This window comes from Capnocytophaga sp. oral taxon 864, from assembly GCF_002998835.1.
GTDB classification, from domain to species: domain Bacteria; phylum Bacteroidota; class Bacteroidia; order Flavobacteriales; family Flavobacteriaceae; genus Capnocytophaga; species Capnocytophaga ochracea.
The window spans coordinates 2,323,019-2,344,572 of record NZ_CP027232.1; the positions used below are offsets into that span (position 1 = coordinate 2,323,019).

Annotated in this window: 18 protein-coding genes and 1 pseudogene; 4 read left to right on the forward strand and 15 right to left on the reverse strand. The window is 39.1% G+C overall.

Annotation, left to right across the window (positions count from 1 at the left end):
• Window positions 1-138 precede the first annotated feature (138 nt).
• The 6 genes and pseudogenes from C3V44_RS10470 to C3V44_RS10500 all read right to left on the reverse strand — a co-directional run bounded on the left by C3V44_RS10470 (window position 139) and on the right by C3V44_RS10500 (window position 7,342).
• Window positions 139-450 (reverse strand): DUF3467 domain-containing protein, encoded by a 312-nt coding sequence (locus C3V44_RS10470; RefSeq protein ID WP_106096426.1) that lies wholly within the window; start codon window positions 448-450, stop codon window positions 139-141.
• 3 nt (window positions 451-453) lie between these two features.
• Window positions 454-4,740 carry a DNA-directed RNA polymerase subunit beta' gene (gene rpoC, locus C3V44_RS10475; protein ID WP_009418470.1) on the reverse strand — a complete coding sequence of 1,429 codons (4,287 nt, stop codon included), beginning with the start codon at window positions 4,738-4,740 and terminating at the stop codon, window positions 454-456.
• 870 nt (window positions 4,741-5,610) lie between these two features.
• A complete protein-coding gene (locus C3V44_RS10485) occupies window positions 5,611-5,982 on the reverse strand; it encodes a hypothetical protein (RefSeq protein WP_016479825.1) in 372 nt (123 codons plus the stop codon).
• 6 nt (window positions 5,983-5,988) lie between these two features.
• Window positions 5,989-6,318, reverse strand: a complete 330-nt coding sequence (locus C3V44_RS10490; RefSeq protein WP_016479824.1) for a hypothetical protein — start codon at window positions 6,316-6,318, stop codon at window positions 5,989-5,991.
• Window positions 6,319-6,347: 29 nt separating this feature from the next.
• A pseudogene (locus C3V44_RS10495) lies at window positions 6,348-6,859 on the reverse strand (N-acetyltransferase family protein).
• A gap of 39 nt (window positions 6,860-6,898) precedes the next feature.
• Window positions 6,899-7,342, reverse strand: a complete 444-nt coding sequence (locus C3V44_RS10500) for a DUF2262 domain-containing protein (RefSeq protein ID WP_016479822.1) — start codon at window positions 7,340-7,342, stop codon at window positions 6,899-6,901.
• An 829-nt stretch (window positions 7,343-8,171) separates the two neighbouring features.
• On the opposite strand from C3V44_RS10500, the gene C3V44_RS10505 reads away from it, so the two are divergent.
• From C3V44_RS10505 to C3V44_RS10520, 4 genes are read left to right on the forward strand one after another with little or no spacing between them, the layout of a single operon-like run.
• On the forward strand, window positions 8,172-8,864 hold the full coding sequence (locus tag C3V44_RS10505) for a DUF805 domain-containing protein (RefSeq protein ID WP_106096427.1): 693 nt from the start codon (window positions 8,172-8,174) through the stop codon (window positions 8,862-8,864).
• A gap of 54 nt (window positions 8,865-8,918) precedes the next feature.
• Complete coding sequence (locus C3V44_RS10510) at window positions 8,919-9,812, forward strand: hypothetical protein (protein WP_106096428.1); 894 nt, start codon at window positions 8,919-8,921, stop codon at window positions 9,810-9,812.
• Between the two features lie 16 nt (window positions 9,813-9,828).
• The gene (locus C3V44_RS10515; RefSeq protein WP_129588188.1) at window positions 9,829-11,073 is read left to right on the forward strand and encodes a hypothetical protein; all 1,245 of its coding nucleotides are present in this window, start codon (window positions 9,829-9,831) and stop codon (window positions 11,071-11,073) included.
• Window positions 11,074-11,085: 12 nt separating this feature from the next.
• Window positions 11,086-11,685, forward strand: a complete 600-nt coding sequence (locus tag C3V44_RS10520; protein ID WP_106096430.1) for a PD-(D/E)XK nuclease family protein — start codon at window positions 11,086-11,088, stop codon at window positions 11,683-11,685.
• Window positions 11,686-11,799: 114 nt separating this feature from the next.
• Here the strand turns inward: C3V44_RS10520 and rpoB are convergent, their stop codons facing one another.
• The 9 genes from rpoB to C3V44_RS12600 form a co-directional block, all read right to left on the reverse strand.
• Window positions 11,800-15,609 (reverse strand): DNA-directed RNA polymerase subunit beta, encoded by a 3,810-nt coding sequence (rpoB, locus tag C3V44_RS10525; RefSeq protein ID WP_009411590.1) that lies wholly within the window; start codon window positions 15,607-15,609, stop codon window positions 11,800-11,802.
• 221 nt (window positions 15,610-15,830) lie between these two features.
• Entirely contained in the window at window positions 15,831-16,214 is a 384-nt protein-coding gene (rplL, locus tag C3V44_RS10530) for a 50S ribosomal protein L7/L12 (protein ID WP_002673673.1), read from the reverse strand.
• A gap of 51 nt (window positions 16,215-16,265) precedes the next feature.
• Complete coding sequence (rplJ, locus tag C3V44_RS10535) at window positions 16,266-16,781, reverse strand: 50S ribosomal protein L10 (protein WP_002673671.1); 516 nt, start codon at window positions 16,779-16,781, stop codon at window positions 16,266-16,268.
• Between the two features lie 22 nt (window positions 16,782-16,803).
• The gene (rplA, locus tag C3V44_RS10540; RefSeq protein ID WP_002673670.1) at window positions 16,804-17,493 is read right to left on the reverse strand and encodes a 50S ribosomal protein L1; all 690 of its coding nucleotides are present in this window, start codon (window positions 17,491-17,493) and stop codon (window positions 16,804-16,806) included.
• A 12-nt stretch (window positions 17,494-17,505) separates the two neighbouring features.
• The gene (gene rplK / locus C3V44_RS10545) at window positions 17,506-17,943 is read right to left on the reverse strand and encodes a 50S ribosomal protein L11 (RefSeq protein ID WP_002673669.1); all 438 of its coding nucleotides are present in this window, start codon (window positions 17,941-17,943) and stop codon (window positions 17,506-17,508) included.
• A 48-nt stretch (window positions 17,944-17,991) separates the two neighbouring features.
• Window positions 17,992-18,543 carry a transcription termination/antitermination protein NusG gene (nusG, locus tag C3V44_RS10550; protein WP_002673668.1) on the reverse strand — a complete coding sequence of 184 codons (552 nt, stop codon included), beginning with the start codon at window positions 18,541-18,543 and terminating at the stop codon, window positions 17,992-17,994.
• Between the two features lie 11 nt (window positions 18,544-18,554).
• On the reverse strand, window positions 18,555-18,740 hold the full coding sequence (secE, locus tag C3V44_RS10555) for a preprotein translocase subunit SecE (protein ID WP_002673667.1): 186 nt from the start codon (window positions 18,738-18,740) through the stop codon (window positions 18,555-18,557).
• A gap of 342 nt (window positions 18,741-19,082) precedes the next feature.
• Window positions 19,083-20,465, reverse strand: a complete 1,383-nt coding sequence (locus C3V44_RS10560; protein WP_106096431.1) for a leucine-rich repeat domain-containing protein — start codon at window positions 20,463-20,465, stop codon at window positions 19,083-19,085.
• 114 nt (window positions 20,466-20,579) lie between these two features.
• Window positions 20,580-20,777, reverse strand: coding sequence for a phosphinothricin acetyltransferase (locus tag C3V44_RS12600; protein ID WP_106096432.1), 198 nt, complete (start codon window positions 20,775-20,777; stop codon window positions 20,580-20,582).
• Between the last annotated feature and the right edge of the window lie 777 nt (window positions 20,778-21,554).

Below are 21,554 nucleotides of genomic sequence, written 5' to 3' on the forward strand. Positions count from 1 at the left end.
AAGTTTAGTAGGGGGATAAAAGGTAAAAAGCTAAAAAAGGAATTGGTTTTTGAAGGAAGTGTAATAAAAAAATGCCAAAGGTGTGAACCACACAGGCGGTTAACATCTTTGGCAAAGTTATGATTATTTGTAATTAAATTAAGCTTGTCCGGTTACACCAAAGAGAGGTATGGCGTGACGGTCGTCGCTATTGGTAATAGTGCCATTGGCTTGTTCAAACTTCTGGATATTATCATCTAAGGCAAATAGCAGGCGTTTGGCGTGCTCAGGGGTAAGGATAATGCGACTGCGCACCTTCCCTTTGGGCATCCCTGGCATTACGCTTACAAAATCGACTACAAACTCGGTAGACGAGTGGTTGATAATTGCTAAGTTAGAGTATACTCCCTTGGCAATCTTGTCGTCGAGCTCAATGCTCAACTGTCCTTCTTTTTCTTCTACTTCGTCCATTGTCTATCTCGATTTTTTCTTTTCTACCACGGGTTCTAAATCGGCTTTAGAACCTACGATGATTTTCTCGTATTCTTTGAGTCCGGTACCTGCAGGGATACGGTGACCTACGATTACATTTTCTTTCAAGCCGTCGAGGAAGTCTACTTTACCACTTACCGCTGCTTCGTTTAATACCTTCGTAGTTTCTTGGAAAGAAGCTGCTGAGATAAACGATTTGGTTTGCAACGATGCACGAGTGATACCTTGTAGCACTGGCATAGCAGTAGCAGGAATCACATCGCGAGCGATTACCAAGTTCTTATCGGAGCGTTTGAGTAGTGAGTTCTCATCGCGCAATTCACGCAGGCTCACTATTTGTCCGGCTTTTAAGTTTTCGGAGTCTCCGGCGTCTTCTACTACTTTCTTACCAAACAAGCGGTCGTTTTCCTCGATAAAATCGTCTTTGTGAACTAACTGACCTTCGAGGTAAAGAGTATCACCTGGGTCTTGGATTTCCACTTTACGCATCATCTGGCGGACGATAACCTCAAAGTGTTTATCGTTAATTTTCACCCCTTGCAAGCGATATACCTCTTGTACTTCGTTTACTAAATACTGCTGTACTGCCGATGGTCCTTTAATACGCAAGATATCATCAGGTGTTACAGAGCCGTCGGAAAGTGGTTTACCTGCACGTACAAAGTCGTTTTCTTGTACCAAGATTTGGCTCGATAATTTCACCAAGTATTTGCGTTCTTCGCCCGAGCGTGAGGTAACGATTACCTCTTTATTACCACGTTTAATTTTACCGAACGATACCACTCCGTCAATTTCGGATACGATAGCAGGGTTCGATGGGTTACGTGCTTCGAAGAGCTCAGTAACACGAGGAAGACCTCCTGTAATATCCCCAGCTTTGGCAGAGCTACGCGGTATTTTCACAAGCACCTTACCTTCTTCAATCTTGCTGTTGTTGTCCACCATAATGTGAGCACCCACAGGCAAGTTGTAAGAGCGAAGCGTTTCGCCATTCTTATCAGTGATGAGCAAGGTAGGAATCAGCTTCTTGTTACGCGATTCTACAATCACTTTTTCTTGGAAGCCTGTTTGCTCGTCTATTTCCACTTGGTAAGTAACTCCCTGTTCGATATCTTCATAAGCGATTTTACCAGAGTATTCCGAGATGATTACCGCATTATAGGGATCCCATTGGAAGAGTAAAGTTCCTTTTTTCACTTCTTCTTTGTCTTTTACAAAGATGTGCGCTCCATAAGGAATATCGTGTGTTTGAAGTACCATTTTGGTAGTAGGGTCAAGCACGCGGAGCTCAGATGAACGCACTACTACGTCCACAGGGTTTTGTTCGTTGTCTTTACCACGAACTACCCGTAAGTCTTCTATTTCTAGTACACCGTCAAAACGGGCTTCAGTTTTATTTTCTTCTGATACGTTACCCGCAACCCCACCTGCGTGGAAGGTACGCAAGGTAAGCTGGGTACCTGGTTCACCGATAGACTGGGCAGCTACTACTCCTACGGCTTCCCCTTTCTGTACCATACGTCCGGTAGAAAGGTTTCGACCGTAACATTTTGCACAAATACCGTGTTTTGCTTCACAGGTAAGTGCCGAGCGTACTTCTATCATATCGATAGGAGCGGCTTCTATTTTATCTACTATTTTTTCAGTAATTTCTTCACCAGCACCCACAATAAGTTCTTCGGTGAGAGGATTGTATACATCGTGGAGCGATACACGTCCTAAAACGCGCTCGCCAAGAGTTTCTACTACTTCCTCGTTCTTTTTGAGGGCACGTACTTCTACCCCACGCAAGGTACCACAGTCTTCTGTATTAATAATCACGTCTTGTGATACGTCTACCAAACGACGAGTTAAGTAACCCGCATCGGCTGTTTTCAAAGCAGTATCGGCAAGACCTTTACGGGCACCGTGGGTAGAAATAAAGTATTCGAGGATAGATAGTCCTTCTTTAAAGTTCGACAAGATAGGGTTCTCGATGATTTCACCACCCCCTACGCTCGATTTCTTAGGTTTTGCCATCAAACCACGCATACCGGTAAGCTGACGAATTTGCTCCTTAGAACCACGCGCTCCCGAGTCGAGCATCATATATACTGAGTTGAACCCTTGCTGGTCTGTGCTGATGCGTTTCATCGCCAATTCAGTAAGCTGAGCATTGGTAGATGTCCACACGTCAATCACCTGATTATAACGTTCGTTATTGGTAATGAGCCCCATATTATAGTTCATCATAATACCATCTACGAGTCCGTTGGCTTCGGCTATCATATCAGCTTTTTCTTGCGGAATGATGATATCCCCTAAACTGAACGACAATCCGCCTTTAAAGGCAAAACGGTATCCCATATTCTTGATTTTGTCAAGGAAGTCTCCCGTTACAGGAATGCTAGTAGCTTTGAGGATACGACCGATGATATCACGCAATGACTTTTTGGTAAGTACCTCATTGATGTAGCCTACTTCCAAAGGCACAAGCTCATTGAAGAGCACACGTCCAGTAGTAGTTTCTACTACGGGGTAATACACATTGCCATTTTCGTCGAGGTCACGCACTTTCACTTTAATAAAAGCGTTTAAGCTGAGCTTTCCTTCGTTATAAGCGATATTCACTTCTTCTGCTGAATAAAAAACTGAGCCTTCCCCTTTAATAGGATATTCAGGGGTAGACTTACGACCTTTGGTAATGTAGTAAAGCCCCAAGACCATATCTTGTGAAGGTACGGTAATAGGCGAACCATTCGCAGGGTTAAGGATATTGTGTGAAGCCAACATCAAGAGTTGTGCCTCTAAGATAGCCTCAGGACCTAATGGCAAGTGCACCGCCATTTGGTCACCGTCGAAGTCGGCGTTGAACGCTGTACACACAAGTGGGTGCAACTGTATTGCTTTCCCTTCGATGAGCTTAGGTTGGAATGCCTGAATACCCAAACGGTGCAAAGTAGGAGCACGGTTCAGTAGTACAGGGTGACCTTTAATTACATTCTCCAAAATATCCCATACTACGGGCTCTTTCTTGTCAATGATTTTCTTAGCTGATTTCACCGTTTTCACAATACCGCGCTCGATGAGCTTACGTATTACAAACGGCTTATAGAGTTCGGCTGCCATATTCTTTGGCAAACCACATTCGTACATTTTGAGTTCAGGACCTACCACAATTACCGAACGTGCTGAATAGTCTACACGTTTACCGAGGAGGTTCTGACGGAAGCGCCCTTGCTTACCTTTCAATGAGTCAGAAAGTGATTTAAGCGGACGATTAGACTCTGTTTTTACAGCTGATGATTTACGTGTGTTGTCGAAAAGTGAATCTACCGACTCTTGAAGCATACGTTTCTCATTGCGCAAAATCACATCAGGCGCTTTGATTTCCATCAAGCGTTTTAGACGGTTATTGCGAATAATTACACGTCTGTAAAGATCGTTAAGGTCGGAAGTCGCAAAACGTCCCCCATCAAGTGGTACCAACGGGCGCAATTCAGGCGGAATCACAGGAATCACCTTCATTATCATCCATTCAGGCTTGTTCTCGCGGTTTCTTTGAGATTCGCGGAACGCCTCTACCACTTGTAAGCGTTTAAGAGCTTCAGTTTTGCGTTGTTTAGAACTTTCGTTATTAGCTTTGTGACGCAAGTCGTAAGAAAGTGCGTCTAAATCCAAACGTTCTAAGAGTTCAAGAAGACACTCAGCCCCCATTTTAGCGATAAACTTATTAGGGTCAGTATCTTCTAAATATTGGTTATCAGCAGGAAGACTCTCAGTAATAGCGAGATATTCTTCTTCTGAAAGGAAGTCTAAGTATTGTAAATCTTCACCTTCTGGTCCTTTGGCAATACCTGGTTGGATAACTACATAGCGCTCGTAGTAGATAATCATATCCAACTTTTTCGAAGGAAGCCCTAACAAATAACCTATTTTGTTAGGTAATGAGCGGAAATACCAAATGTGAGCGATAGGCACCACAAGGTTGATATGTCCTACTCTTTCGCGGCGTACTTTTTTCTCGGTTACTTCCACGCCACAACGGTCGCAGACGATGCCTTTATAACGAATGCGTTTGTATTTACCACAAGCACATTCATAGTCCTTTACAGGACCAAAAATACGCTCACAAAACAACCCGTCGCGTTCAGGTTTGTGAGTACGATAGTTGATAGTTTCAGGTTTAGTAACCTCACCGCGTGAAACGGCTAAGATAGATTCAGGAGAGGCCAAACCAATCGAAATCTTATCAAATTTAGGAACAGCTGTATTTTTTTCTCTTGCCATATTATTTATGGTGAATATAATAAATTTATCGGGCTTCATAGAGGTCTCCCCACGAAGCCTATTTACAAAATATCGTGCAAAAGTACAACTATTTTTTAAAATAGCAATTATTTTTTCGTAATATTTTTAGAAGAATATTTTAAGAGGTTGATAGTTAGTAGCATAAAATTTATCGAAGTCTTAAACTTTTACACTTTCAAAGTTTCTACTCGCCTGTCCTGCTACTATTTTTGCCAAAGGTTCTAATTTGCTTGTCGTGCTATGCCCTTTCTCAAAGTTGAAATTTCCTCCGTATTACCTTCATCATTCGTCCTTAGTCTCTCGTCACTTGTTCCTTTTTTTATCATACTTTCCCCTAGTGCCTATGCCCTAAGACCTCACACTTTCCCATTTACTAATTTTCTAATTTGCTAATTTTTTAATTATTTCTTCTCCTTTCCGTCGCTATATCCCCCTCTCCTTGGGAGAGGGACGGGGTGAGGATTCCTCTTTCTTTCGCCTCGAAACCCCGTTTTTACCATTTTTTGCATCGCTGTATTATACTATGAGTCAATCACTTATATGCCCTTCCTATACCAATCGTCCAAGATTCGTATAAGCTTCCTATAAGCTCTCTATAAGCTAACCCCACCCTCCTTACACCCTTTTTTCATTAAAAAGCCCCTTAGTCTCCTTCTGAAAATCTTCGTTTCCTTCCGAATTCTCCAACCATTGCCCAACGCATCGCTTTTTCATCTCAAACTTTGCCAAAGTTGATTATTTCTGATATTATTGGTATTATTTGGTTTTATTGGCATTTATCTCATTTTCTCATTTCCTAATTTTCTCTGCCTGTCGTGCTACGACCTTTGGCAAAGTGGACAATGCATATTAAACACTAAAATAGTGAAATACAAACTTAGGAAATTGGTCACTAAGGTTGTAATATCCTTTGATGACGGCAAAATATTCTTGATCATCCCACAAGTGAGCTTCTATTCCCACAGCGGTATCATCATTATTGAAGTTATACACCTTTAAATTCACCCCTCCACCTTCTTTTTTATCCATTTCTTCTATAGGAAAGAGGTGCAATACGCTTTTATCTTCTACAAAGTCAAACATTTCATAGATTTCTTCTAAAAATTCTCCCGAAATATCAAACTTTTCAGCTAATACTTGGGCATCTTCAGCTTTATAGGCTTCTAAAAAGTCGGTAAGGGTGTGGTAAATTTCTGTTTTAAGGGCTTGTGTAATTTCCATATAGTGTTATTTAATCTTTGCTATATCGTTTTTATAACTTGCAAAACTGATGTTTCCTTCTAAAACCAACTCGCAAAGAGCTGTTGGGTCATAACCTTTAAAGGAATGAAGGGTATAATAGCAATGCTTGTCCTCGCGCTCTAAATGAAGTACATAACCATCGGGTTCGTCTTGAAAAACAACGGTTGCTTCTTTGTACTTTTGTAAGGTTGCTACCGAGCGTATCAAATCTTGCCTACTATCGTGCAAGTGAGAGGCTACAAAGGCTATTTCGGCAGTGCCATTGCTAATAGTTACCGTTGCCCAGCCGTGTTCTTTTTGCGTATAACTAATCATTGTATTTTTTAAAGTAAGGGGGGGATATTTCAAAACATCGACAGTTTCATTAATATATCGGTTTGAGCATCAGAACCTAAGACGAAGGTGTGGGTATCAAAAGCTACAAATCCATTTTTTTGGTAAAAACGTAAGGCTCTTTTGTTCTTCTCCCATACCCCAGCCATACATAGGGTACTCTTCGCTCTTTAGCTACTTCAATAGCTTTTTGATAAAGCGCTTGACCTACCCCACTGCCGTGAAATTCCTTCAACACATAGATACGTTCTATTTCCATTGCATTAGGGTCTTGTGGTTCTGTTTGAGCAGAGGAAAAATTAAGCTTCAAATAGCCTATCACCTTGTTTTCTTCTTCAACAAAGAAGAAAAGAGAATCTGGATTCGATAGTTCTTGCTGTATTTTGGCTGTTCCAAAACTCGTAGTGAGATATTGCTCCATATCCTCTGGAGTATTAGTCTCAGCAAAGGTTTCGTAGAAAGTTTGCTTGCCAATAGCCTGTAATAAGGCTATATCAGTTGTGATGGCAGGACATATATTCATAATTGTTATATTACATTAAGTTACAATTCAGTATTATTATTATCCGCTAATAGTTTCTAAGCTAAGATGATAGCTATCATCAAGTTTTATATTCACCAAATGACCAAGAAAGTAGTCAGGGGCGGTATCTATATCAAAAGTGCAGGCTATTTCTTTGCCTACTTCACAATACAGATTGTGCAAATATACCGCCTCACAAAACTGCTCATCAGAAACTGCTTGCTCGCCTTCTTCTTCCCGTTCTTCTTGGGCTTCTTCAAAAAGTTCTCTTACCTCTTCATTTTTGAGGAGAAACTCTAAAACAGCTTCCTTGTGCTGTTCCAACCACTGTATTTTGGTTGCTACTTGCTGAAATACTTCTTGCTTTTCTCCTTCTGTAAAGTGGCGTTCAGCATCAAAACGGACTACAATTTCAGCTTCTTTTTTATGCCAAAAGGTAAAGAATGCTTGATACTCTATTTGGTTTTCAGTGATAAAATTCATATTCAATATAACAAATAATCATTGATAATGAGAGCAAAGATAAGATTTTTTTTAATGATATAACAATAAAACGTATAAATATACTTTTATAAGATAAAAAGTAATTTTGATTCTTATTTAATTTCTTAATTTTGTAGCCCAAAAGAATAATAATGAAAGAACTAAAAAATCTATTACAGCAAGTCGCTACTATCACCCAAAAGAACAACGAACTTTTGGATGCTACGGGAGGGCGCTAAATTGTAAAGAGTGAAGCTTTCTTCGAGAGTTGCAAACAAAGAGTAGAAATACTATTAGACGCCTTAAAAGGATTAAAATTGTAGCTCTTATGTTAGAAAAAGTTATATTTATAGCAATACTTATCACTCGCGATAAAGTTCGAAAAATATTAGTGCTCACACCCTCATTGCTCTATCTTCTGCTATTTGATTTCTAATTTTTTACAACTCATCTGTAAAAAAATAAATGTTAAAAACTTGCATAGTACAAAAAATTGTCGTAACTATGCACCAAAATTAGACAACCGAGAACAATTTAAACACTATTTAACTGCGGTTAAATAGCCATTTAAAGACATAAACAATATTAGCGTTTCGCTTTACATTTTCCTTTACAGAAATACGACCAATTTTTCTTTACACTACAGGAAAGTGAAGTGGAAGTGCCTGCGGTTACGTGGGCATTCCTTTTTACTTTGTAGTGAGCCTTTGGTCGGGCTTCTGTAATGGGTAAACAAGGAATGCACCGCGTTTTTTTGTCCTTATATAAACAACAAGGCGGAAACCGAAAAGCCTGAAGAGAGTAGGTAACCAAATAAAATTATTATACTATGTTTAAAGCACCATTTTCATTTAAAGGACGTATTAGTAGAAAAGAATACGTCATTACTTTTTTAATCAGTTTGGCATATTACATCATTCTGAGAGCTTACCTTATAGACCATATTTTTGAGTCTTTTGAGAATGTAAACACAGCTTTTTTAGTTTATGTATTAGCTTTTGTTCCGTTGATATTTTTTAACTTAACACAAGGAGTAAAAAGATGTCACGATTGTGGTAAATCAGGTTGGTATATGTTGATACCTTTTTATGAATTCTATCTATTGGGGGCAGATGGAGAATTCACAGATAACAAATGGGGTAAAACCTTAAGAAAATCAGCCATAGCCACTAAACAAGATGAAGCTGCTAAATACTTGGAAAATATGGAAAAAGCACAAGTAGATATTTTCGGAGGAAGCAAAGTTTTAGAAAAAGCAGAAAATGGAGATGCTGAAGCTCAATTTGAAATGGGATTCCGTTTCTTTGAAGGGAGATCTAACCCTCAATCTTATGAGAATGCTTTTTTTTGGTGGGAAAAAGCTGCTGCTCAAGGAGAAGCAAGAGCTCAATATAATTTAGGATTTTGCTACTTAGAAGGTATCTTTGTTGATAAAAACCAAGAGAAAGCTATCGAATGGCTTACCAAAAGTAGCAACAACAATAATAAAAAAGCACAAGAATTATTAGCTAAAATTATATAAACCAACGAAGTAGGTTGTAAAGCATACAATCTACTTCCTCAAAAAAACAACAAAATGAGGAATAGAATCATATTATTAATTAGTTTACTATTACAGATAGCTTGTGGGCAATCTGACAAGCAGACTGAAGATTTGCAAAAATATGAACTAAAAGGGAATGTAAAATCCATTGAGTATGCTACTTATAAGGCAGTAGAAGAGTCAGGAAGAATTGTAGCAGGGGAAGAACTTAGCTATGAAGGTACAAAAAAAATCTTGTTCAATAAAAAAGGAAATGTTACAGAAATAGCTACTTCAGAGCCATTACCCAATAGGTTTTTGAATACTAAAACTACTTATATTTACGAAGGAGATAGACTTGTAAGAGAAGAGTATGAGGAATACTACACAGATCACCGTCCTAAGGATAAAAGAATGTCTTATATTTATGAATATGATAATGAGGGGCATAAAAGTAAGAAGAAAATAATTTTGCCTAATGGTAGTACAAGAGATGAAATAATTTATAAATATAACTCAAAGGGACAATTAATCAGGACAGAAGAGAACATAGCAGGTGAGTATCTCGTTTTTTCTGAGAAAAATTATCAGTATGATGAGAAAGGTAATCTAATTGTTCTCGGAGCTGATGATAAAAAATTTAATGAGTTCTTTAAGTATAATGAAAATAATCAATTGATAGAGCATAGAACTCCTATCATAAGTGATGAGTATAGTAGCGACCCTATTCCTGATATAAAAGTAGGAGAGAGAATAGAATATTCAGAATATGACAGTAAGGGTAATCTTATAGGAAAACGAAATACTACTACAAAACTTGAAGATAAGTGGATTGAAGTATCTTATTCTCGTTATGAATCAGATAGCAAAGGAAATTGGGTAAAAAGAATTTACTTCCAAGATGCTACCCCTAAATCTGTTACCATAAGAACCATAGAATATTATTAACAAAATTCAAAATACAATGAAAAGAATGTTTTTAATAGGGCTACTATTGTTATTGGTAGTTCCTACTTTTGCACAACAAAAAACAGCTTATCAGAAAAAAGTAGAAGCCATAGAGAATAAATACTTACAGCAGGTAGGTATTCCTCTTTCTGAAATTAATCGGCTAAGAAAAGATAAAGACTTCGGTGAAGCTATGCTTAGAGGAATGTTTAACCAAAAACTCGCTACTTATAGCAAAAAACACGGTTCAATACAAGCATACGCACTTATCACTAAAATAGCAGACGAAATGAAAGCCGCTGAAAAACTCAAAACTCCTGCTGAACTCAAAAAAGAAAAAGAAGAGAAACAGCGACAAATAATTCAACAGCAAAAACGAGAAGAGCAAGAAAAATTAGCTAAGACTAAAAGAGAACAGGAACTACAAGAAAAACGCCTTAAAGAAGAACAGGAACGAGAAACAAAGAGGCTTGAAGAAGAGGAAGCAAGAATTAGAAAAGAGCAAGAATCTTTAAGAAACACTTCAGATATAGCAAAAATAAAAGCAAGAATTAAAGATAACTTCTTAAAATGGGCACAAAAAGGAGAATTTGAAACAACCAATGAGTTTAAGGAAAGACTACAAAACAATGGAAAAGAAAAAATTCAAGAAATTAGTTCAGATATAGTTGTTTCAATACTTCGTGAATTGAGATTCTATATTAATTTAGGTAAGTATAATGCCGACGAAGAGATTTATCCAATTACTATAGGTAGAAGTATTCCTATATACAGTTATAAAACAGAAGAAGAACTACATCGCATTCTAACTGCTAATGATGATTATAGAGGCTATAATGATTATACCGAAGATACTATTTCAGTAGAAAGTAATCTTAAAATAGGAAAAGAAGAAGCTATTCAATTGAAAGAAGAAATAGAAGACTATACTTCTTATTATAATGATCAAATGTCAGCAAAATACATTTATTATGATACATCGAAAATATTTTTCTCTAATGATATAAAGAGATGGATTTTAAAAGATGCTTATCTATTACCAATAGATATTAAGAACGTTGCTAAAATAGGAGGAGAAAATACACCTAAATTTATAATTAAAAGCGAGTATGATTTAGACATAAAAGAAGAATACCCTCTCCTTTCTGAACTACAGTTCAGTACCTCAGAATTAGAACTTTCAGAGTATTTCCCAGAAGAATATACTTTTACACTAGACAATGAAAAAATAAAAAAGGGCTTGAGAGAAGAATATTTTTAAAAACTATACAAAATGGAAAAAGACAGAATGGACGAAACAAAATCGTTCTTTATGCACGATGAAAAAAATACAGGCAGAAAAGAAAGTTTGGTAGACTTCTTCTTATCTTGGACACTTCGTTGCATTACTAATAGAGAAAGAGATTATCATAATCCTAAAATGGAGGAATACTGCAAAAGTATAACTTCTGTACTGCTTTTTGGTGATGCTGAAAAACTAAGTAAGTACGAAATTAAGCAAGTAAAAACTTGGTTACAATGGAAAAGTATAGACCTCTGTGCAGAGTTTTACTTGTTTAACAACGAAACACAAAAGGAAGAAAAGTACGCACTCCTTCTTGAGAATAAGGTTTATACCTCTATTCACAACAACCAATTGCAAAACTATAAGGAAACTTTTGAGCGATACTATAAAGACACAGAATTCAACCGTGAATATGTATTTTTTTCTTGTAAAAGTGAACTAAGCGATTGGGAAGAAAAGGAATGCATCTCAGCAAGTTATAGGGCTTATACTATGGATGAGGTACTTAACTCAGCAAAAAAGGAAAAAGAATGGGATTGGACAGGTAATACCCTTTTTGATGAATTTTGGCTAAGCACTTGGGGATAATCATCTTCCCTTTTCCTTAACCTCCTATATAAAAACAAAAATTCCAAACTACTGAATATTCAATAGTTTGGAATTTTATTATAATTTCAACAATTAATCATTAACCATTAATCATTATTCTTCAAGTCTGATATCCAATCCAAGACCTTTAAGCTCGTGCATCAATACGTTGAAAGATTCTGGCAAGCCTGGTTCTGGCATTGTCTCACCTTTTACAATCGCTTCGTAAGTTTTGGCACGACCTACTACGTCGTCAGATTTTACAGTTAAGATTTCGCGTAAGGTACTAGATGCTCCATAAGCCTCCAATGCCCATACCTCCATCTCTCCAAAACGCTGTCCACCAAATTGGGCTTTACCTCCCAATGGCTGTTGGGTGATAAGTGAGTACGGACCGATAGAACGAGCGTGCATCTTATCGTCAATCATATGTCCGAGCTTAATCATATAAATCACACCTACAGTTGCTTTTTGGTCGAAACGTTCACCAGTACCACCATCGTATAGGTAAGTATGACCGAAACGTGGTACGCCTGCTTCATCGGTAAGCTCATTAATTTGCTCAAGCGATGCTCCATCGAAGATAGGAGTTGCAAACTTCTTGCCGAGCTTTTGTCCTGCCCAACCCAATACAGTTTCGTATATCTGACCGATGTTCATACGTGAAGGTACCCCAAGAGGGTTCAACACGATGTCTACCGGAGTTCCGTCTTCAAGGAATGGCATATCCTCATCGCGAACGATACGTGCTACGATACCCTTGTTACCGTGGCGACCTGCCATCTTATCCCCTACTTTTAACTTACGTTTCTTAGCCACATAAATCTTAGCTAATTTGAGGATACCTGCAGGCAATTCGTCACCCACAGCAATGGTAAATTTATCGCGACGTAATCCTCCTTGCAGGTCATTTTCACGAATGCGATAGTTATGCAAAAGGTCGTCTATAAGACCGTTGATGTGCTTATCGTCAGTCCAACCTGCAGAAGTAAGATGAGCATAATCCTCAATGCCTTCAAGCACTTTTTTAGTATATTTCTTACCTTTAGGCACAATTTCTTCACCGAGGTCGTTTACTACTCCTTCCGAAGTCTTTTCAGCTACCAAACTGTATAGTTTTTCCAATAATTTAGAGCGAAGAGCTTCAAACTTAGCGTTGTAATCAGCTTCTAATTGTGCTACATCTTCTTTATCTTTACTGCGTTTGCGTTTGTCTTTTACCGCACGTGAGAACAATTTCTTGTCGATAACCACCCCGTAAAGTGAAGGTGAAGCTTTTAGAGAAGCGTCTTTCACATCACCTGCTTTATCACCAAAGATAGCACGGAGGAGTTTCTCTTCAGGGGTAGGGTCTGATTCTCCTTTAGGAGTAATCTTACCGATAAGAATATCCCCTGGGCGTACTTCTGCTCCAATGCGAATCATACCGTATTCGTCCAAATCTTTGGTCGCATCTTCCGATACGTTAGGGATATCATTGGTAAGTTCTTCGGCTCCCAATTTAGTATCACGCACTTCCAAAGCGTATTCATCAATATGGATAGAAGTGAATAAATCCTCACGTACAGCGCGTTCCGAAATCACAATCGCGTCCTCAAAGTTATAACCTTTCCAAGGCATAAACGCTACCTTCATATTACGACCGAGTGCTAACTCTCCGTTTTCAGTAGCATAACCTTCACACAACACCTGACCTTTTTTCACTCTCTCACCTTTTTCAACTATCGGTTTTAGGTTGATACAAGTGCCTTGGTTTGTTTTTTGGAATTTGATAAGGTTATATACTGTTTCATCAGCATCAAAGCTCACTAATTTTTGTTCATCAGTACGGTCATAAGTGATAATGATTTTATCAGCATCTACATAATCAACTGTACCATCACCCTCTGCATTCATAAGCACACGGGCATCTGAAGCTACACGGCGTTCCAAACCTGTTCCTACGATAGGCGCTTCAGGTCTTAACAAAGGTACTGCCTGACGCATCATATTCGAGCCCATCAACGCACGGTTCGCGTCGTCGTGTTCCAAGAACGGAATAAGGGAAGCCGAAATAGAAGCGATTTGGTTAGGCGCGACGTCTATATATTGTACTTCGTTAGGTTCAATTACAGGGAAGTCACCATCTTCTTTTACAACCACTTTTTCCTCAATGATATTAGCTTTATCGTCTAATGCGATATTAGCCATACCAATTTTGAGTCCTTCTTCGTCTTCGGCAGTGAGGTAGGTCATATCTTTAAGGTCTACCTTCCCATTAGTAACTTTGTGGTAAGGCGTTTCTATAAAGCCCATACCGTTTACCTTCGAGAATACCGCCAACGAAGATATCAAACCAATATTTGGTCCTTCTGGGGTTTCAATAGGACACAAGCGTCCGTAGTGAGTATAGTGTACGTCTCGCACCTCGAAACCCGCACGCTCACGCGACAAACCTCCAGGTCCTAAGGCGGACAAACGGCGTTTGTGGGTAATCTCAGCCAATGGATTCGTTTGATCCATAAACTGAGATAATTGGTTCGTACCAAAGAACGAGTTAATCACAGACGAAAGGGTCTTCGCATTGATTAAATCGATAGGAGTAAATACCTCGTTGTCACGTACGTTCATACGTTCACGAATAGTGCGCGACATACGAGAAAGACCTACGCCAAACTGAGCTGCCAATTGCTCTCCTACCGTACGCACACGGCGGTTAGACAAGTGGTCGATATCATCTACCTCTGCTTTAGAGTTGATGAGCTCAATCAAGTATTTCACGATGGTGATGATATCCTCTTTGGTAAGCACTTGCTTTTCCATAGGGGTATCCAATCCCAATTTTTTGTTGATACGGTAACGCCCTACGTCTCCCAAGTTGTAACGTTGGTCTGAGAAGAATAGCTTGTCGATAATACCGCGAGCAGTTTCCTCATCGGGTGGTTCAGCATTACGCAACTGTCGGTAAATGTGTTCCACTGCTTCTTTCTCAGAGTTTGTAGGGTCTTTTTGTAAAGTATTGTGGATAATGGTATAGTCGGTAGCCTGACTATCTTCTTTGTGAAGAAGAATGGTCTTTACATCAGCCTCTAAGATTTCTTGAATGTTATCTTCATCGAGTACAGTATCGCGGTCGAGGATAATCTCATTACGCTCGATAGATACTACCTCTCCGGTATCTTCGTCTACGAAGTCTTCGTGCCAAGTGTTGAGCACACGGGCAGCCAAACGACGACCGATGTATTTTTTAAGCCCTGTTTTAGAAACCTTTATTTCTTCTGCAAGGTCGAATATTTCCAATATATCTTTATCGCGTTCAAACCCAATCGCACGGAAGAGTGTTGTTACAGGAAGTTTCTTCTTACGGTCGATATAGGCGTACATCACGTTGTTGATATCGGTAGCAAACTCAATCCACGAACCTTTGAAAGGAATAATACGTGCAGAGTAGAGTTTAGTACCATTAGCGTGAAACGACTGACCGAAGAATACCCCTGGTGAACGGTGTAACTGCGATACTACTACACGCTCAGCTCCGTTGATAACGAATGTTCCGCTTGCCGTCATATAAGGGATTGTGCCCAAATAAACGTCTTGTACGATAGTTTCAAAATCTTCGTGCTCGGGGTCAGTACAATAAAGCTTTAATCGGGCTTTCAGAGGCACACTATAGGTAAGACCGCGTTCTATACATTCTTGGATAGTGTAGCGAGGAGGGTCTACGAAATAGTCGAGAAACTCTAATACGAATTGGTTGCGAGTGTCCGATATAGGAAAGTTCTCTTTAAAGGTATGATACAATCCCTCGTGCACTCGGTCTTCCGATTTGGTCTCCATCTGAAAGAACTCTTGAAACGATTTGATTTGAATATCCAAGAAGTCAGGATATTCAGGAACGTGTTTCACGGAAGCAAAATTCACTCTTGCGGTTTGATTCGTAAGCATTTTCTTTACTTTAATATTATTGTTTAATCGTTAGTAGTAAGTCGTTAGTCGTGAGTTTATCATAGTTAAGACTTTGTCAAAGTCCTAAACTTTTTTAAAGTTGATATGGCACAAATCTCTTGCCATAATATCGTTGTTGTATTGTTGCCTTAAATTACAAAATGGTTTAGGTCTAATTCCTACTGAAAAAGACCTAAACCTTATAGGGTTTATAAGTAAAATTATTTCAATTCTACTTCTGCACCAGCTTCTTCTAAAGATTTTTTAAGCCCTTCAGCTTCTTCTTTAGAAACACCTTCTTTTACTTTTGAAGGAGCGCCGTCTACTACTTCTTTAGCTTCTTTTAGTCCAAGACCAGTTAAGTCTTTTACTAATTTAACAACCGCTAATTTGTTAGCACCTGCTGATTTCAAGAATACATCAAATTCTGTTTTTTCAGCACCAGCTTCTGCTGCACCTCCGGCTACTGCACCTCCAGCGGCTACTGCTACTGCTGCAGCTGCTGGCTCAATGCCGTACTCATCTTTCAAGATTTGTGCAAGCTCGTTTACTTCTTTAACGGTTAAGTTTACTAATTGTTCTGCGAATTTTTTTAAATCTGCCATTTTTCTATCGTTTTTGTTTAATTGTTTAAAAATAATTTTGTGCGTTTAGTTTTATTTTTCAGATAAGGTCTTGATGATACCAGCCAATTTACCTCCTCCTGATTTAAGAGCTGAAACAACGTTCTTGGCAGGTGATTGGAGCAAGCCAATGATTTCACCAATAACTTCGTTCTTAGATTTGAGAGCTGATAAGGCGTCTAATTGATTGTCGCCGATAAATACAGCTGCATCTACATATGCCCCTTTCAAGATAGGTTTCTCTGATTTCTTACGGAACTCTTTAATGAGCTTAGCAGGAGCGTTCCCTACTTCAGCATACATCAATGAGGTATTTCCTTTAAGAATAGTTGGCAATTCACCAAACTCTTTTTCTGAAACTTCCATTGCTTTGGCAAGCAAAGTGTTCTTTACAACTGCCAATTTGATATTTGCTTTGAAACAAGCACGACGCAATGCGCTTGTGTCCTGAGCATTCAAACCAGTTAAATCTGTTACATAAATAACATTACTCTCAGCTAACTGTGCAGTTAAATTATCTATTACTAATGATTTTTCTTCTCTTGTCATAATTTCGGTTTTTAACTACAAATTAAACTGTTTTAGTATCTACTGCAATACTTGGGCTCATAGTAGATGAAAGATAAATCGATTTCATATACGCACCCTTAGCGGCAGTAGGTTTCATCTTTATTAATGTTTGAATTAACTCATTGGCGTTGTCTACAATCTTATCGGCAGTGAAGGATATTTTACCGATAGAGGCGTGAACGATACCTGTTTTGTCTACACGGAAGTCGATTTTACCAGACTTTACTTCTTGTACAGCTTTCCCGATTTCCATAGTAACGGTACCAGTTTTAGGGTTTGGCATCAAGCCTCGAGGACCCAATACACGTCCTAAAGGACCTAACTTACCCATTACTGCTGGCATAGTAACGATTACGTCTACATCTGTCCAGCCATCTTTTATCTTTTGTAGATATTCATCAAGCCCTACATAATCAGCTCCAGCAGCTTTAGCTTCTGCTTCTTTCTCTGGAGTTACTAAGGCAAGCACTCGCACGTCTTTACCTGTTCCGTGAGGAAGCGTAACTACGCCTCGCACCATTTGGTTTGCTTTACGTGGGTCTACCCCTAAACGCACTGCAATGTCCACAGAAGCATCAAATTTAGTGTAAGTGATTTCTTTGAGTAATGCTGAAGCCTCTTTTAATGAATAGAGTTTGTTTCTATCAACTTTTGCAAGAGCTTCTTTGTGTTTCTTTGTTAATTTTGCCATATTGCTTTGCGATTAAAAAGGTTTTTCTCCAGTTACTGTAATACCCATTGAACGTGCCGTACCAGCAACCATACTCATTGCAGATTCAATTGTAAATGCACTCAAATCCGGCATTTTGTCTTCTGCAATTGCTCTCACTTGTTCCCAAGTGATACTTGCTACTTTCTTACGGTTTGGCTCTCCGGAACCTCCTTTAACCTTAGCGGCTTCCAATAGCTGAACAGCAGCAGGCGCAGTCTTGATAACAAAGTCGAATGACTTGTCTTTGTAAACGGTGATAACCACAGGAAGTACTTTCCCTTGTTTGTCCTGCGTACGTGCGTTGAACTGCTTGCAGAACTCCATAATATTAACACCGGCAGCACCTAATGCGGGTCCAATTGGTGGCGAAGGATTCGCTTGACCTCCCCGAGCTTGTAGTTTAACTACTTTACTAACTTCTTTTGCCATTGTTTATAATTAATAATTTATTTAAATGCCTCTTTTATGAGGACTTTGTTACAATTTCTCTACTTGAGTGTAGCTTAGCTCTAATGGCGTTTTGCGTCCAAAGATTTTTACCATCACTTCAAGTTTGCGCTTCTCTTCATTCACGCGCTCTATGGTAGCATTAAAGCCATTGAAAGGTCCATCTATAAGTTTCACCATTTCACCTACTTCAAACGGAATCGCTACCGTCTCTACCGTCTCAGCCAATTCATCTACCTGACCGAGCATACGGCTTACATCAGCTTTGCGCAAGGGTAGTGGGTCACCTCCTTTGGTTTCACTCAAAAAACCTACTACTCCTGGGATAGACTTGATGATATGCACTACCTCACCTGCTAAGTGAACTTTTACCATTACATAACCGGGCATATGAACCCTATCCTTAGTGGTCTTCTTGCCATTGCGCACCTGAACCACCTTTTCAGTAGGCACTAATACTTCTTCCACATAGTCCGCATACCCCAATCGTGAGGTCTCGTTCTCTATGTAGTTCTTTATTTTGTTCTCCTGACCGGTAACGGTTTTAATTACATACCATTTTTTTTCTATTAATCCAGACATCCTCGCTGTTTTTATTTCATAAATTCAAAATACTTACCTATAAGGTATTCAAAAGAAGAATCCATTCCCCAAATTACTAATGAAAATAAGATGGAAAACACCACTACTACCACCATTTCTCTCTGTGCGTCCGAAATAGTAGGCCACGTAACGTGGTTCGTTAGCTCTTCATAAGACTCTTTAATGTATTGAATCATAACTTATTAGTGTTATAAGTGAGTAATATTACGCCTATTTATGTGCGCTTTTGGGTGGCAAAAGTACGGCGAATTTTTCAATCCGCCAAACTTTTCACATTATTTTTTTTAATATTTATTCTTCCCTACCTCATTCTTTTACCTTTTACCATTCCCGTCCACCTCATTACCTTTTACTCACATACCCAGCTGTGAGCCCTCGCTGGCTTTACCTTTTACCTTTTATCTCTTATCTTTTACCTTTTATCTTTTACCTTTTATCTTTTACCTTTTATCTTTTACCTCTTTTACCTTTTACCTTTTTTACCTTTTACCTTTTTTACCTTTTACCTTTCCCTCCCACTATTCCAAAGCACAATCTTTCCACCCTACCGCTTCTCTGTATAAACTTAGTGACCTATGTGGCACTACCACTTTACCGCGGTAGCCTATTTTATTTATAATAGGAGGTGTTGTAGCTTTACTGTGTAATTCCATAAGTCCACTATTCTCAAAGGCTCCTAAATCTATCTTTTCTATGGTGTTCGGCAAATTCAGCTCTTTTAAATTCGCGCAACCGTAAAACGCCTGCACCCCTATTGAAGTCGTAAACTTTGATAGTTTTACCTCTGCGAGGTTCGTGCAGTTGTAAAATACCTTCGAAGCAATTACGGTTACCGCTTTCGGTAGTTCTACCGTTTGTATATTCTGGCATTCACCAAAAGCAAGACCTCCTATATATTTTACCTCATCAGGCAAATCAATGTATTGCAAACTCTTACAGCCGTAGAAAGCTGCGTAATAAATATTGGTAAGAGCCAAAGGCATCTGCACCCGCACTAGCGAACTACAATTCTTAAAAGCTTGTATATTGATTTTCTCTACCGTATCCGGAATCACAGCAGCAGTAAGACTCGTACAGTCCAAAAAAGTATCGTTTAGGATATGGCGCAACCCGTAAGGCAGTTTCACCTTCATCAAACTGCTACAACTGTTGAAAGCACTTGCCCCTAAAAACACTACACTATCAGGGATATCAATGCTTATCAATCGTCTGCAATACTCAAAAGCATCATCACCTATACTCTCCAATTGCTTAGGAAATGTTACCGAAGAGAGGTTTTCGCAGTACGCAAAAGCACTACTTCTTATATTTTTCACGCTTTCAGGGAGCACCACCTTTTGTAACTGCTTGCATTGGTAGAAGAGTTGTGAAGAAATCACCGATAGTTTTTCCCCGAGAAAATTCACCTGTTGCAAGCTCGAACAATCCATAAAAGCCCGATTGCCCAACTCACTCACATTTTCCGGAATCTCTATCTTTTTCAGTGAAGAACATCCTCTAAACGCTTCTTCCCCTATATTAGTAACCGAATTAGGCAGATATATTATCAACAGTTTAGTACAATTCGCAAAAGCACGAGCTCCTATATAGGTTACCGAATTAGGCAATATTTCCACTTTCGTAAGGTTAGTACAGCCCGAGAAAGCCCCCTCTTCAATAGTAGTTACCGTTCCCGCAATGCTGATAGATTTCAGTGGAAGACAATCTTTAAAGGCTTCTTTGACAATTCTGTTTACAGTGCGAGGCAGTTCGATGCTTCCATCGCGGGGCAACTTACTGTTGTCGCATTTCAGCAGTACCCCATCACTGATGATAAGCGCCTCCAATCCCTTTTGTGCAAAGATAAACTGACTTAAAAAGAGAAACCCCAAAAAGAAGTGTTTGTAGATAGCGGTAGTCATTATTCTGATGTTTTTAGGGGGCAAAAGTACATATTTTTAGCAGAACTCACAAACACATCTCCTAATTCTCTAATTTTCAAATAGGCTAATTAAATTACCAGTCACGCTCTGCTCTCACATAACCTTCGTCATTCCTCCCTCGTCATTTCTTCCCTTTTCCGTCACTACCTTTTCCCTCTCTGAGGTAGCCAGCAATAGCTGCGTATGTGCCCCGCGAGAGCGGAGTATGTGAGAAGGGTGAGGTTTGTCACTTTTTCCAGCTTGTCCCTCTTTGGGGGTTCGGGGGCTTACCGAATAAATGACTCGCCACATTCCCCCTCATTGAGGTAGCCAGCAATAGCTGGGTATGTGCCCCGCGAGAGCGGAGTATGTGTAAAGGGGGATGTTATCTCCTAGTGCCTATGGACTAAGGACTATTGCCTCTTCCTCTTTCTTTCGCCTCGAAATCCTCTTTTTGCCATTTTTCGCATCGCTGTATTATACTATGAGTCAACTACTTATACACCCTTCCTATACCAATCGTCCAAGATTCGTATAAGCTTCCTATAAGCTCTCTATAAGCTAACCCCACCCTCCTTACACCCTTTTTTCACCAAAATCCCTCCCGACCTACTTCCGAACTTTTTCGCTCCCTTCCGAAAGCTCAGATGTCTCATTTTTAGGGGTATACACTTTGCCAAAGTTTGAAACTTTAGCAAAGTTAAAAGCCTGTCTTGCTACGACTGCCTGTGCGGCTCGCACCTTTGGCAAAGTTAATCTCCTTTGGTTCAATCTTGTAACTCGCACCTCATTTTCTAATTTTCTAATTCCCAAATTTTCTAATTTATCAATTAACCACTAACCACTAACCATTTAATCAACAGCCTTTTACCTTTTACCTTTTACCTTTTACTTAAATAATTTTCAGAATTATTTTTGCATTTCCACAAAAAGCATTACTTTTGCCGTTTGATTAATAACACCAAACAATTTTATATATGAATCAAGGGTTAAAAAATGGCATATTGTTTTATTGAGAGTTGTACTTTGTAGCTTGTCCCCCTTCGGGGAACGGGGGCTTTTAATGAAACATTTAAACATTCCTTAATC

Bases quoted from the DNA above. Each gene is read 5' to 3' on its own strand.
- C3V44_RS10500 (WP_016479822.1), bottom strand. From the start codon at position 7,342: ATGAATTTTATCACTGAAAACCAAATAGAGTATCAAGCATTCTTTACC.
- C3V44_RS10490 (WP_016479824.1), bottom strand. From the start codon at position 6,318: ATGATTAGTTATACGCAAAAAGAACACGGCTGGGCAACGGTAACTATT.
- rplA (WP_002673670.1), bottom strand. From the start codon at position 17,493: ATGGCAAAATTAACAAAGAAACACAAAGAAGCTCTTGCAAAAGTTGAT.
- C3V44_RS10505 (WP_106096427.1), top strand. From the start codon at position 8,172: ATGTTTAAAGCACCATTTTCATTTAAAGGACGTATTAGTAGAAAAGAA.
- rpoB (WP_009411590.1), bottom strand. From the start codon at position 15,609: ATGCTTACGAATCAAACCGCAAGAGTGAATTTTGCTTCCGTGAAACAC.
- nusG (WP_002673668.1), bottom strand. From the start codon at position 18,543: ATGTCTGGATTAATAGAAAAAAAATGGTATGTAATTAAAACCGTTACC.
- C3V44_RS10485 (WP_016479825.1), bottom strand. From the start codon at position 5,982: ATGGAAATTACACAAGCCCTTAAAACAGAAATTTACCACACCCTTACC.
- C3V44_RS10470 (WP_106096426.1), bottom strand. From the start codon at position 450: ATGGACGAAGTAGAAGAAAAAGAAGGACAGTTGAGCATTGAGCTCGAC.
- C3V44_RS12600 (WP_106096432.1), bottom strand. From the start codon at position 20,777: ATGTGGCGAGTCATTTATTCGGTAAGCCCCCGAACCCCCAAAGAGGGA.
- C3V44_RS10510 (WP_106096428.1), top strand. From the start codon at position 8,919: ATGAGGAATAGAATCATATTATTAATTAGTTTACTATTACAGATAGCT.
- C3V44_RS10515 (WP_129588188.1), top strand. From the start codon at position 9,829: ATGAAAAGAATGTTTTTAATAGGGCTACTATTGTTATTGGTAGTTCCT.
- C3V44_RS10560 (WP_106096431.1), bottom strand. From the start codon at position 20,465: ATGACTACCGCTATCTACAAACACTTCTTTTTGGGGTTTCTCTTTTTA.
- rplK (WP_002673669.1), bottom strand. From the start codon at position 17,943: ATGGCAAAAGAAGTTAGTAAAGTAGTTAAACTACAAGCTCGGGGAGGT.
- rplJ (WP_002673671.1), bottom strand. From the start codon at position 16,781: ATGACAAGAGAAGAAAAATCATTAGTAATAGATAATTTAACTGCACAG.
- rplL (WP_002673673.1), bottom strand. From the start codon at position 16,214: ATGGCAGATTTAAAAAAATTCGCAGAACAATTAGTAAACTTAACCGTT.
- secE (WP_002673667.1), bottom strand. From the start codon at position 18,740: ATGATTCAATACATTAAAGAGTCTTATGAAGAGCTAACGAACCACGTT.
- C3V44_RS10520 (WP_106096430.1), top strand. From the start codon at position 11,086: ATGGAAAAAGACAGAATGGACGAAACAAAATCGTTCTTTATGCACGAT.
- rpoC (WP_009418470.1), bottom strand. From the start codon at position 4,740: ATGGCAAGAGAAAAAAATACAGCTGTTCCTAAATTTGATAAGATTTCG.